The organism is Pontibacter sp. HJ8, from assembly GCF_054824225.1.
Genome location: NZ_JSYF01000084.1, coordinates 1 through 11,328 on the forward strand (window position 1 = coordinate 1; position 11,328 = coordinate 11,328).

Annotated in this window: 11 protein-coding genes and 1 pseudogene; 9 read left to right on the plus strand and 3 right to left on the minus strand. The window is 52.8% G+C overall.

Translation table 11 applies throughout. The features are described 5' to 3' along the window. Positions 1-473 precede the first annotated feature (473 nt). Positions 474-1,373: an NAD(P)/FAD-dependent oxidoreductase gene (locus OB13_RS05165; protein ID WP_461489082.1), complete on the plus strand. Its 900-nt coding sequence runs from the start codon at positions 474-476 to the stop codon at positions 1,371-1,373. Between the two features lie 3 nt (positions 1,374-1,376). Here OB13_RS05165 and OB13_RS05170 read toward each other — a convergent pair whose 3' ends face one another. After that, positions 1,377-2,216, minus strand: a complete 840-nt coding sequence (locus OB13_RS05170) for a cyanophycinase (protein ID WP_461489083.1) — start codon at positions 2,214-2,216, stop codon at positions 1,377-1,379. Positions 2,217-2,771: 555 nt separating this feature from the next. Between OB13_RS05170 and OB13_RS05175 the strand changes: the two genes are divergently transcribed. Genes OB13_RS05175 through OB13_RS05185 form a run of 3 tightly spaced genes read left to right on the plus strand, consistent with a single transcriptional unit; the run spans position 2,772 to position 3,407 of the window. Next, positions 2,772-2,948 carry a hypothetical protein gene (locus OB13_RS05175; RefSeq protein WP_461489084.1) on the plus strand — a complete coding sequence of 59 codons (177 nt, stop codon included), beginning with the start codon at positions 2,772-2,774 and terminating at the stop codon, positions 2,946-2,948. 60 nt (positions 2,949-3,008) lie between these two features. After that, complete coding sequence (locus OB13_RS05180; RefSeq protein ID WP_461489085.1) at positions 3,009-3,206, plus strand: hypothetical protein; 198 nt, start codon at positions 3,009-3,011, stop codon at positions 3,204-3,206. Between the two features lie 39 nt (positions 3,207-3,245). Then, positions 3,246-3,407: a hypothetical protein gene (locus OB13_RS05185; RefSeq protein ID WP_461489086.1), complete on the plus strand. Its 162-nt coding sequence runs from the start codon at positions 3,246-3,248 to the stop codon at positions 3,405-3,407. A gap of 277 nt (positions 3,408-3,684) precedes the next feature. Here OB13_RS05185 and OB13_RS05190 read toward each other — a convergent pair whose 3' ends face one another. Both OB13_RS05190 and arfB read right to left on the minus strand, forming a co-directional pair. After that, the gene (locus OB13_RS05190; RefSeq protein WP_461489087.1) at positions 3,685-4,326 is read right to left on the minus strand and encodes a hypothetical protein; all 642 of its coding nucleotides are present in this window, start codon (positions 4,324-4,326) and stop codon (positions 3,685-3,687) included. 281 nt (positions 4,327-4,607) lie between these two features. Continuing rightward, positions 4,608-5,024 (minus strand): alternative ribosome rescue aminoacyl-tRNA hydrolase ArfB, encoded by a 417-nt coding sequence (gene arfB, locus OB13_RS05195; RefSeq protein WP_461489092.1) that lies wholly within the window; start codon positions 5,022-5,024, stop codon positions 4,608-4,610. 538 nt (positions 5,025-5,562) lie between these two features. On the opposite strand from arfB, the gene OB13_RS05200 reads away from it, so the two are divergent. From OB13_RS05200 to OB13_RS05220, 5 genes and pseudogenes are all read left to right on the plus strand, one after another. Further along, positions 5,563-6,543, plus strand: coding sequence for a TIGR03885 family FMN-dependent LLM class oxidoreductase (locus OB13_RS05200; protein ID WP_461489088.1), 981 nt, complete (start codon positions 5,563-5,565; stop codon positions 6,541-6,543). Between the two features lie 88 nt (positions 6,544-6,631). Further along, entirely contained in the window at positions 6,632-7,711 is a 1,080-nt protein-coding gene (locus tag OB13_RS05205) for a site-2 protease family protein (RefSeq protein WP_461489089.1), read from the plus strand. A gap of 221 nt (positions 7,712-7,932) precedes the next feature. Next, positions 7,933-8,322: a BlaI/MecI/CopY family transcriptional regulator gene (locus tag OB13_RS05210; RefSeq protein WP_461489090.1), complete on the plus strand. Its 390-nt coding sequence runs from the start codon at positions 7,933-7,935 to the stop codon at positions 8,320-8,322. Then, positions 8,319-10,439, plus strand: a complete 2,121-nt coding sequence (locus tag OB13_RS05215; RefSeq protein ID WP_461489091.1) for a M56 family metallopeptidase — start codon at positions 8,319-8,321, stop codon at positions 10,437-10,439. The genes OB13_RS05210 and OB13_RS05215 overlap by 4 nt, the downstream gene beginning before the upstream one ends. A 180-nt stretch (positions 10,440-10,619) precedes the next feature. Continuing rightward, positions 10,620-11,328, plus strand: a pseudogene (locus tag OB13_RS05220) (hypothetical protein); the annotation flags it as partial.

Genomic DNA, 11,328 nt, shown 5'->3' on the forward strand with positions numbered 1-11,328 from the left:
CCAGGTTAACCTGGTATCCTCCGGCCATGGCCATGCCCGAGAGTAAGGTACCACCTAATAAGGCTAGTAATTTGCTTTTCATAAAAACGCGACTTTTAAATGTAGGGTGAAATAGGTTTAAACAAATATATAAAACATTAGGACGTGCGGTAGCGGTTCTCGCTGCTTTTTTCAAATAATTTTAAACATTAGTCGAAAAAATATAAAAGACGGGCAGATAGTCCTTCACCTTGTCTTCCTGTACGCTCACCCGAAGCTTCACCCTGAACACCCATACACAGCATATCCGCATGATTACAAGCTGTTTATCGATGGACACATTACATCCCGTAAGCCATACCAAGGCCATTACCTGCTGATGATTGCAGGAAGCAGGGCTTTGAATTCGGCCCGGTAAACAATTTTCCGGGTCCAAGGCTTATCCTGTTGCTGCATTCTACGTTTACATACTCTCAAAAAAGAACCAGGCATTTATGTATGATGTGATAATAATTGGAGGTGGCGCAGCCGGTTTGAATGCGGCCATGATACTGGGTAGGTCACGACGCAAGGTGGTCGTTTTTGACAGTGGCAAGCCCCGCAACCGCTGGGCGGTCAGCATGAACGGCTTTCTTTCTAGTGATGGTATGAGCCCGCGGGACTTTATCAAAAAAGGCCGGGAAGAGCTGAAAAAATACAACGTAGAGCTCCTCGACAAGAAAGTGGACACGGCTACTTACAGCAAGGGCACCTTTGTAGTGAATGACGAGGAGGGACAAGTATACCACTCCCGAAAACTGCTGCTGGCCACCGGCCTGAAAGATAAGCTTCCAGAATTGGACGGGCTGGAGCCCCTATACGGTAAGAGCGTGCACCACTGTCCCTACTGCGATGGCTGGGAAAGCCGCGACAAGGCCATTGCCGTGTATGGCAGAGAAAGAAACGGGATCGGGCAGGCGCTGGCCATGAAAAACTGGAGCGACAGCGTCACCCTTTTTACCGACGGTACCAAGAAGCTGCGCCCCGAAGACCTGGAACTGCTCAAGCTCCATGACGTGCAGGTATGCACGGGAGCGATCGCCAGGCTGGAAGGCGAAGACGGTATGCTGCAGCGCATCATACTCCGCAACGGAGAGGTGCGGGAACACCAGGCCATGTTCTTTTCCGGAGAAACCTCGCAGCAGTCGGATCTTGGCCAGCAGCTGGGCTGCGAATTTACAGGAAAGGGCGTCATCAAAACGCGCCGCCTGCAACGCTCCAACATCCCCGGCCTTTACGTAGCCGGAGACGCCGCCCGGGATATGCAACTGGTCATTGTGGCTGCCGCTGAAGGAGCGAAGGCAGGGGTAGCCATTAACATGGAACTGCAGCAGGAAGACCGGGTAAAAGACTAGCAGCTAGAGGACACCCGCCCGGCCACCGGTTTCTTCTTCCGGTCGCAGCTGGTGCTCCACCGGCTGAAAAAGGTGTTCTGCGAGGCAGTAGCGGTAGCCTTCGACGAGCAGGTGCATGATCAGGTGCTCAACAGCAATGGGCTCATTCTCCTCCACCTGCCGGGTGTTGGAGAAGCGGCTCTTGCTGGCATCTATGATCGTGACGACGCCCGTGCCGAACACTTCCACTTTATTCCCTTCTTTGATGATGATGCCTGTTTCCTCGCTGAGGCCGATGCCAATGTAATGGGTGTCGTGCGCTACGGCATGCGCCAGTCGCCCGAACCGTCCTCTTTCCGCGAAATGCGTGTCGATGTATACGTCCTTGATAAATCCGAACCCGTGCGTGGTTTTCATTTCACCTTTTATCAGGGAGTAGTGGCCATAGCCGTCATAGATCATCCTGTCCGACATGACCGCAGCGCCGGCGCTTGTACCGGCTATGATCACGTTTTCTTCCTGGTAGCGCCTGCGCATGATCTCCAGCAGTTGCGTCTCATTGAGAAACTCTGCCAGGCGCACCTGGTCTCCTCCTGTAAAGAAGACGACATCCGCCTGTTTTATCCGGTCTATGTATTCGGGTTTGTCCGCCTCATTTTCCTCATCGATGAGCATGAACGCTACTTTTCCGCAGCCAATCTCCTCGAAAGCCTCTTTGTAGGCATACCCTGATTCCTGCGGCTCTGTGGCAGCTGTCGCTATTATTTCGATGTTGGAATTGACCGGACAGATCTCTGACCAGATCAGTTTGATAAGATCGTCATCATACCCGCCTCCTAGGGCTATCAAAGTGCCTTTACTCATTGTTGGATCCTTAATTTGTGTCTGAAGCTGTATTGTATACTCACAACAGCGGCTACGGGTTGGTCAGCCAAACAGCTCTAGGGTGCGCTGGGGGTTATAAGAGCTCAGTGAATCAAGGCTTTCTGCATGCCGGAATCAGGTGCAAAATCAGCATCGCTGCATTCCCTGCAGCGCCTGACAACCTGTTCTTTTCCCGTTGAAGGAGAGCCTGAATCCGGGGGTGTTTGCTCCTTTTTGGCTTGACTAACAGAGGTACCTCAGGCAATATACAGCCGCAGCTCATCTATACCTTTGATTGTCAACTTTGTCCGGGGTGGAGTTTATGTTCGCTTCTGAACACACAGGTGTACGCTCCCGGACGCTTTCAACACCTTATAAACGGGCACTACGCACATAAACTATTGATTTTCAATTATTTACATTCATGGCACACAAAATGCAATGTGTTCAATTGAAAGTAAAAAAAATTATAGTGCTCCAAGCAACCTTTCACCTGCAGGCACTATCTATTAAGTACTTAGGAAATAAAAACTAACCATTTAACTCATTAAAGCCATGAAAATTATCATTCTTCTTTTCGCCCTTGTTATCGGTTTCGGAGCTACCTGCAAGAAAACTGCCGATGACGTCAATACCACAGCTTCAAAATATAAGAAGCAGCAGGAACTGAGAGAATTCAGAACCTATCCTAACCTGCTACCTGAAGTGATGGTGCTTGCGCCTCGCGTCTGACGCCTCGCACTTTCTGCCAAAGATCAACCCGTAACCTAGTAACCTAAACCTAATACTGCCATGAAAATTATCATTCTTCTTATCAGTCTAATCACCGCCTTTGGTGCAGCTGGTAAAAAAACAGCCGCCGATCTAAAAGAGATCCAGTACAGAAATGAAATAAAGGCGCTGAATCAATACCCGAACCTATTGCCTGAAGTAGTGATTACGGCTCCAAGCTTGGCGCCTGAAGCGGCAACCGAAGTTGCTGCCGAGTAACCGGCTACCAGTACCCGCGCCATTCGTCAAAATAAAACCATGAAAAGCCTACTTCTTTTAATTGTATTAGTAGCAGCACTAAGCTTTGCTGTAAAGAAAACAATTGACTCCCGCGCATTGTTGGCGGAGCGTACTCAGGAAAAGCCTGCCAACATAGCTGATGATACTGTAGTAGAACCCCGGATGGTGGTTATGCGCTAGCCGGGGCTACTGCTCACTTTCTGCCTAGCTCCAATTTTGTCCTTTGCCTCTCTGAGAACACCTTTAATTCACTGCTCTTCTCTGATTACAAAGTATAAACGGCCCCAGGTCCGTAACGGCAACGCTTTGCAGAAGAAGATGATTTTTCGGCCAGTTAGCTCTGCATAAACCTGTGCCAGGCCATCCTGGCAATGACCTGGGGTCTGGTGCAGTGGGCCAGCGCATACTGGAAAGGGTATAATAACACAGCCCGGCTGGTATGGCCGGGCTGTGTTATTTAATCCTGTTGCTTCTGAAATATCTTCCGGAGGTCGATGCGCTTTTCAGGTTCCTCTACAGGTTCTGCTTCCTTTTTGCCAAATGGCCATACCTTCTTTTTAGGTGGTTCTTCCTTTTTCTTGCCAAAGGGCCAACCTGATTTCTCTTCTTCTTCCTCCTTTTTGCCAAATGGCCACAGCTTCTTTTTCTCTTTCTTCTCAGCCAGGATCACGTACCGGATCGAGATACCGGTTGCCAGCTTTACCCAATCTTCGTGGTTGATATGCACAGCTGGCTTCACGTCAGCTGACAAAAGGAAAGGGAGCCCGTTGATTTTATATTCTATACCGAGTATGCCGTCTACCCCCGTGAACATGCCGTGGTCTTTGAGGTTGCCCACGTGCCCGCCAGCACCCAGGTAATAGTTGAAGCGCTTCCCCAAGATCGGGAAATGCCATTGGTAGAGCGCTGTCCCGCTGTACTCCCGTGAACTGATCAGGGCGATCCCTTCAATGGTTCCTTTCTCATGCAGCTTTTGCTGCAAGGTGGCCCCAAACTCGTCTCCGCCCAGGCGTATACCTGCTGCTGTTCTGTATTTCTGCGCCTGGCTGACGGTGGCCACTCCTACCAACAGGAGCGCTGCTAAAATATATTTTTTCATGTACCGTATCAACAATCTGTTTTCTGCCTCAACAAATATCTTACCTATTGTGCATATCTCTGTACCCGTATTCCTTCTTCTGCTACTTTTCAAGAAGAATACAATCTGATGCTGCCATACTTCTAAGAGAAGGTTATACCTGCAGGCAAGCAGCAACCCTACAAACGACCGGCAAAGTCAATTCTTACCCGGCAGCCTGCTTTTAATTTAAAGCAGAGAAAATACCCGGCCCGATAGCGAATGCACACCGGTCTGGTAAAGAAATACCCGGGCGGGTGCCGCTAATAATCTCCTTTGAAGCCACCCCGGCTGGCTTTCTTCTCGGATTGCTTTTGCTTGCTTTCGAGGCGTTTCCGTACCGAAGAGCGGGTGGGCTTGGTGACTTTGCGCTTTTTCTGGCGGGTGAGCGCCTGCCGCAGCAGTTCATAAAACCGCTCTATGCACCGCTCCTTGTTCTGCAACTGGCTTCGCTCCGTCTGGCATACCAACTGCAAATAGCCTTCGCTGGTGATGCGGCTGCCCAGTTTTTCCTGTATCAGCGCTTTTTCTTCCTCCGTCAGCAGCTCCGACTCCGCCACCCGGAAACGCAGCTCTACCTTGGTGGCGACCTTATTTACGTTCTGCCCACCGGCGCCACCACTTCTGGAAGCCTGGAAACTCAGCTCCCGCTCCAGGTCCCGTTCTTTTATATCTGCCATGCTCATTCTTTCTACAAAGCTAGTGCCCGGAAACAGGCAGCAAGCGATCACTGTCATAAATATTTTGGCTATACCTGTTTCTTGTCAAAACCTGCCCCGTCTTTTTTAAGAATTACACTTGCTATACCTCTTTTATCTGAAAATGCCTGTTCAGGTACTGCCCGGCTGGCTCGATTCTGCCTTTGGTCCAAACATATTCCCTTCCTTAAGCAATACCTCTGTGCGAACTGCTGCATCCGTACCACGGGAGCATAACGCTTGCCAGGTGCAGCCGGAGGTTTTCAGAAAACACTTCAAAAAACTGCCTGACAAGTATAAATCAGGTATAGCTACATAGCCTGAGCAGATTCCATAAGCCTTCTCCTTTTGGTGTATCATCCTGCGCTTCGTAACCAAAGGCCGAAGCAAAGCCGTATGCAATACAACTGATTATAAACCAGGATGGCTATACCTCCCGTACGAAAACCGACAGGATAACAGCACAAGGTATAACGGCAGATCTGTCTGCCCGGCCACTTCCTAAGCACCTCCTATACCTATGAAAGAAAACAACGATACACTGAAGATAGGTTATCATGCCTCCCACGAGCAATTTAAGCCCAGCGCCCTGTTGCGCTATGTGCAGCTGGCAGAGCAGGCCGGTTTCAACGCCTCCCTCTCTTCCGACCACTTTGCTCCCTGGAGCCTCGACCAGGGGGAAAGCGGCTTTGCCTGGTCCTGGTTGGGCGCCGCCATGCAGGCCACGGACCTCTCCTTCGGCATAGTCAATGCACCCGGGCAGCGCTACCATCCGGCGATCATTGCCCAGGCCGCTGCTACTTTGGCTGAGATGTTCCCGGACCGTTTCTGGGTAGCCATGGGCAGCGGGCAGTACATCAATGAGCAGATAACGGGTGAGCACTGGCCTGTGAAGCAGGACCGCAACGCCCGTCTGAAAGAGTGCGTGGATGTTATCCGCGCCTTGTGGGCCGGGGAGACAGTGACACACCATGGCCTGGTCACAGTAGAAGAAGCCAAGCTATTTACGCGCCCCGAAAGAGCACCTAAGATCATAGGGGCCGCTATTACCGAAGAAACAGCCGAATGGGTAGGTGGCTGGGCCGATGGCATGATTACCGTGTCCAAGCCACCGAAAGAGCTCAGGAAAATAGTAGACGCTTTTCACAGGGGCGGAGGCGAAGGCAAACCCCTATACCTGAAGGTGCAGCTTTCGTATGCCGACGACGAAAAGCAGGCGCTGCAGGAGGCGCATGAGCAGTGGCGTTCCAACATCTTCCCGAGTGCCGTACTCTCGGACCTGCGCACAGCCCAGCAGCTGGAGCAGGCGGCCATGTTTGTGCGGGAGGAAGACCTGCGGCAGCATGTGCGCATCTCCTCAGACCCAGGCCAGCACCTGGAGTGGCTGCAGCAGGACATTGACCTGGGTTTCAGCCAGCTGATGCTGCACAACGTCAACCTGCAGCAGGAGCGCTACATAGAGGTGTTTGGCGAAAAGGTTCTTCCTCAGCTCCTGCGCTAGTACGGGAGCAGGGGATTCCTGGTGTAAGTGCTTCAACTTAAGGCTGTTTTGTTCGTTACAGGTATAACACCGGAAGGATAGCTCTACTATGAAATGGTCGTTGAATCTGGGCAGAATTGCAGGCATCAAGATCCTCGTACACTGGACCTTCGTCATCCTCCTGGGCTGGATTGTGTTCTCGGAAATGCAGCGGGGCAGCGACCTCACAACCACTTTGCTCTCCCTGGCCTTCGTGCTCACGATCTTTCTGTGTGTGGTGCTGCACGAGCTGGGGCACGCCCTGACGGCCCAACGCTTCGGGGTGAGCACCAAACGGATCACCCTGCTGCCAATTGGCGGTGTCGCGAGCCTGGAGCGTATACCTGAAAATCCCAAACAGGAGCTGCTGATCGCTGTTGCCGGCCCCGCCGTAAACGTGGTCATCGCCTTGCTGCTCTGGCTGGTGCTGCCTCCGATGCGCGACATCCCGAACGAAGCGTTCTTCAGCCGCATCACTCCGGCCAACTTCTTATACCTGCTCTTGTTCATCAACCTCATGCTGGTGGTATTCAATGCCATACCTGCTTTCCCGATGGATGGCGGCAGGGTGCTGCGGGCACTGCTGGCCTTTAAACTGGGTCGTGTGCGGGCCACCCAGATAGCAGCTAACCTGGGGCAGTTGCTGGCTATCTTCTTTGTGTTCATCGGCTTCTTTTACAATCCTTTCCTGATACTCATCGGGCTGTTTGTCTTCCTGGGTGCCTACTCCGAAAATATCATGGTGCAGCACCTGGATTACCTGCGGGGCCACCTCGTGCGCGAGGGCATGATGACCAACTTCGTGACACTGGGTCCGGCCGAAACGGTGCGGGATGCCCTGAGCAAGCTACTGAAGGGCTCCGAACATGACTTTGTGGTAGAGCAGGACGGGCAGGTGGTCGGTACGCTCACCCGCATGCAGTTGATACAGGCGGTTAAAGAAGAGCAGATCGAAACGCCGGTAGCTCACATAATGACGCAGGATGTACGCGCCTTCAATGTACAGGACAAGCTGGCCGAGGCCTATACCGAACTGCAAAAGACCAAAGCGCCCCTGTTTCCGGTATTGGAGAACGGACGGCTGGCCGGCGTCATCAACTCCGATAACATCAACGAGTTCATCCTGATCAAATCTGCCCTGGCACATTAGCCCGATTTTTCTCCGTCAGCAGTTCTGCCTTCATCTTTACCGGAGCCTTCTATTTTTACTTCGAATACCATTAAAGTGCGTGTTCGGATGCAGCATCCTGTGCCCGCTATACCTGCTTCAGTTTAACATACGAAAAAAATCGTATAATTTATTTCCTTTTACGAAAAGATTCGTATACATTGGTACTGCAACTTCTTAGATGCCTTAACTCTCTTTTGATCATGACCTTAAACCAACCCCAAAAACCGACGGAGTCCGAGCTGGAGATCTTGCAGATCTTATGGCAACACGGCCCCAGCACCGTGCGCTTTGTACATGAGCAGCTGAGCGAAACCAAAGATGCCGGCTATACCACCACCCTCAAACTCATGCAGATTATGGCTGAGAAAGGCATGCTGCAGGCCGACAAGGCGAACCGCTCGCATGTATACCAGCCCCTGCTCCAGGAAGAAGACACCCAGCGCCGGTTACTGAACCGCTTTCTGGATACCACTTTCCGGGGCTCCGCTCTGAAAATGGTCATGCAGGCCTTGGGCAACCACCAGACATCCAAAGAAGAACTGGACGAAATAAGAGATTTATTAGATAAACTGGAAGGAGATAAGAAATGAACTTCAGCACTGATTTTTTACCCGAAGCACTCACGCATGCTTTAGGCTGGGCACTGCTCCACTCGCTGTGGCAGGGGGCCATGGTAGGCCTGGTTCTGGCCCTGCTCCTCATCCTGCTCAACCGGCACTCCGCCAGGCTGCGCTATACCATCTCCATGCTGGGCCTGGCCACCATGCTCGTGCTGTTTGTTGTTACCTTCATCCGCCTGTATACCAGCGCTGAGCCCGCTGCCAGCAGCACTGGCACCCTGATCTTATACAGCGCACAACCGGCTACGGAAGCATTCGCTGCTCCGGCTGTACCGCTCTGGGAACGGCTCCTCAACACGGGCCAGCTATACTTTGCGGCACACCTGCCCCTGATGGTGAGCGTGTGGTTGCTGGGCCTGTTGGTGATGTCGCTGCGTTTTCTGGGCAGCCTGGCTTATGTACAGCGCCTGCGAAACTACCGGACCCAAACGCTGGGGCTGCACTGGCAGGAAACGCTGGAGCAGGTTAAGCAAAGCCTGGGAGTCCGCCACGGCGTTAGGCTGGTGGAATCGGCCCTGGTGCAGGTGCCCATGGCTATCGGATATTTCAAGCCGGTCATTCTCTTTCCGGTAGGCGCGGTCACTGGGCTTAGCCAACGCCAGGTAGAGGCGGTGCTGGCACACGAACTGGCCCACGTACTGCGCCACGATTACCTCTTCAACATGCTGCAACAGGTCATGGAAACTTTCTTTTTCTTTCACCCGGCTGTGTGGTGGATGTCGCAGGTGGCGCGCACCGAGCGGGAGCACTGCTGCGACGACCTGGCCGTGAAAGCCTGTGGCGACAAGGTGACGTATGCCCGCGCCCTGGCACAATTGGAAGTGCTGCGCATGCCTGCCGCTCCCGTGTATGCCCTGGCACTGACCGGCAACAAAGGCTCCTTGCTCAACCGGGTAAAACGCCTGGTGAGCAGCACCGACCTGCGGCCGTCTTTTGGAGAAGGCTTCATGGCGGCCCTGGTGGTCGTGGGCGGCTGTATGCTCCTGTCTTTCGGGGCTTGGGCCGGTATGAAGCAGCCGGAGCAGCAGGCAAATGAGGCTTCCTATACCTTGGCCACAGCAGCAGAACCCGCCCCGCCTACAGCCACAGCCCTTCCTGGGCCCGAAGCCGAGCCTTTCGAGGCCAAGGCGCTTACGCTACAGGATAGCACCGGCAAATCATCGGACGTGATCATCATCAAAAACAAAAAAGGAGATATTGCAGAGCTATACGTCAACGGCAAGCGCATTCTGGACAAAGACATCCCTGCGTTCAAGCAGTTGATCGACCAGCGCCTGGCGGCAACCAAACGCGCGCCTCGCATGAAAAAGGAAGAACGCACCCGCACGATCCGGGAAACAGAGGAGGCCGTGGCGGACGTACGCCGCAATAGCAACACCAACCGCAATACCTATACCTACACGTATACCGGCCCGGACAGCATGCGCTTCGAAACCATCACGCCGCCGCCGGCTCCTCCTGTTCCTCCGGCTCCACCGGCACTGGGTATAGCTCCTGGGTTTAGTTTGGCTCCTATACCACCCATGCCGCCTATGCCGCCCATGCCACCGATGACTCCTTTCACCTTCGGGGAAGAAAACAAGGAGGGGAACAAAAAGGCCCGGGAGCGGCACAAACAGGAGATGAAAAAGTATGAGCAGGAAGTAGCGAAGTACACCGAACAGATGAAAAAGCACGCCAAGGAAATGGAAGCCCGTGCTTTGCAACAGGCCGACGCTCCGGCAGGCAAAAACCACGACGCCGCGCTGCGACGCCACGAGGAAAACATGAAACGCCAGGAGGCAAATCTAAAACGGCATGAGGAGAACATGCGCCGCCACGAAGTCAACATGAAAAGCCATGAAGAGCGCAATGCCATATTGGAGCAGGTACGGAAAGAGATGATCAAGGACGGCCTGCTGAAAGAAGGCGAGCAGGTAACCGATTTCAAGATCAACAAGGAAGGCTTGTACATCAACGGCCAGAAACAATCGCAGGCCCTGCATACCAAGTACCGCAACCTCATGAAAACCAAGGACGGCAAGAGCTTTGACATGACCTACAAGCGCGACGGCCAGAACGTACACATACAGTCTTCGCAGCAATAAAATACCCCTATTTGCTCCCGAAGCCCCCGCCTGAATCAGGCGAGGGCTTTTTTTATTATATTTGGCTTTAAACTTAACATACCCCTGTTTGTTCTTTTCCGTAAGAAGACGAGTTATCCATTGTCCGACTTTTTAGCGTATTTGTAACAATAGAAAAAGCTAGTCAACCCGCACCCATATATGACCATTTTATACTTTGACTTCATCGGCTCCCGGCTTACAAGATGTGCAACTATACTTGCCGTGCTTTTTTCGGTGCTGGCCCTGCCGGCCGCTGCCTCTGAAGGATTCCACATGGTTCCGCTTTCCCTGGAGGAGCGTACCAAAGCAGCTGATCTGATTGTAGAAGGAGAAGTAGTAGCACAACGCGCTTTCTGGGATGCCCGGCATGAGAACATCTATACTGCCAACACGATCCGCTTGTATAAAGTCTTTAAAGGGGAAGTGCGCGAAGAGCAACTCGAAGTGATCACAGAAGGAGGAACGGTGGGCTTATCGAAACACGTTGTGTCTTCGGCCCTACAACTCCACAGTGGCCAGCAAGGCTTGTTTTTTCTTACAAGAGGAGCCCGCACAGGAGCCCAACCCGCCACGAAAGCGCTCGTTGCCAGCCCTTACGGCAGCCGGCAGGGTTTTGTAAAGTACGACATCGAAAGGGCCTCTGCCACAGATCCTTTCAATTCCTACCAGACGGTGCAGGAGGTATACGGCGCCGTCACGGCCAGAACGGGCCGCACCTACAGCACGGTAACCGAGAATGAGCGCTTAAGCACCGCCGTCCTGCGGCTAAGCCAGCAGCAGCAGGTGCAGGACATCAAACTGGCCCCGGTTGTCACCACGTTTTCTCCGACAGTGACCAACGCCGGCACCAACTCCATCCTGACCATCA

Excerpts from the sequence above, each read along its gene's own strand:
- OB13_RS05165 (WP_461489082.1), top strand. The coding sequence starts at position 474 with ATGTATGATGTGATAATAATTGGAGGTGGCGCAGCCGGTTTGAATGCG.
- OB13_RS05170 (WP_461489083.1), bottom strand. The coding sequence starts at position 2,216 with ATGAGTAAAGGCACTTTGATAGCCCTAGGAGGCGGGTATGATGACGAT.
- OB13_RS05175 (WP_461489084.1), top strand. The coding sequence starts at position 2,772 with ATGAAAATTATCATTCTTCTTTTCGCCCTTGTTATCGGTTTCGGAGCT.
- OB13_RS05180 (WP_461489085.1), top strand. The coding sequence starts at position 3,009 with ATGAAAATTATCATTCTTCTTATCAGTCTAATCACCGCCTTTGGTGCA.
- OB13_RS05185 (WP_461489086.1), top strand. The coding sequence starts at position 3,246 with ATGAAAAGCCTACTTCTTTTAATTGTATTAGTAGCAGCACTAAGCTTT.
- OB13_RS05190 (WP_461489087.1), bottom strand. The coding sequence starts at position 4,326 with ATGAAAAAATATATTTTAGCAGCGCTCCTGTTGGTAGGAGTGGCCACC.
- arfB (WP_461489092.1), bottom strand. The coding sequence starts at position 5,024 with ATGGCAGATATAAAAGAACGGGACCTGGAGCGGGAGCTGAGTTTCCAG.
- OB13_RS05200 (WP_461489088.1), top strand. The coding sequence starts at position 5,563 with ATGAAAGAAAACAACGATACACTGAAGATAGGTTATCATGCCTCCCAC.
- OB13_RS05205 (WP_461489089.1), top strand. The coding sequence starts at position 6,632 with ATGAAATGGTCGTTGAATCTGGGCAGAATTGCAGGCATCAAGATCCTC.
- OB13_RS05210 (WP_461489090.1), top strand. The coding sequence starts at position 7,933 with ATGACCTTAAACCAACCCCAAAAACCGACGGAGTCCGAGCTGGAGATC.
- OB13_RS05215 (WP_461489091.1), top strand. The coding sequence starts at position 8,319 with ATGAACTTCAGCACTGATTTTTTACCCGAAGCACTCACGCATGCTTTA.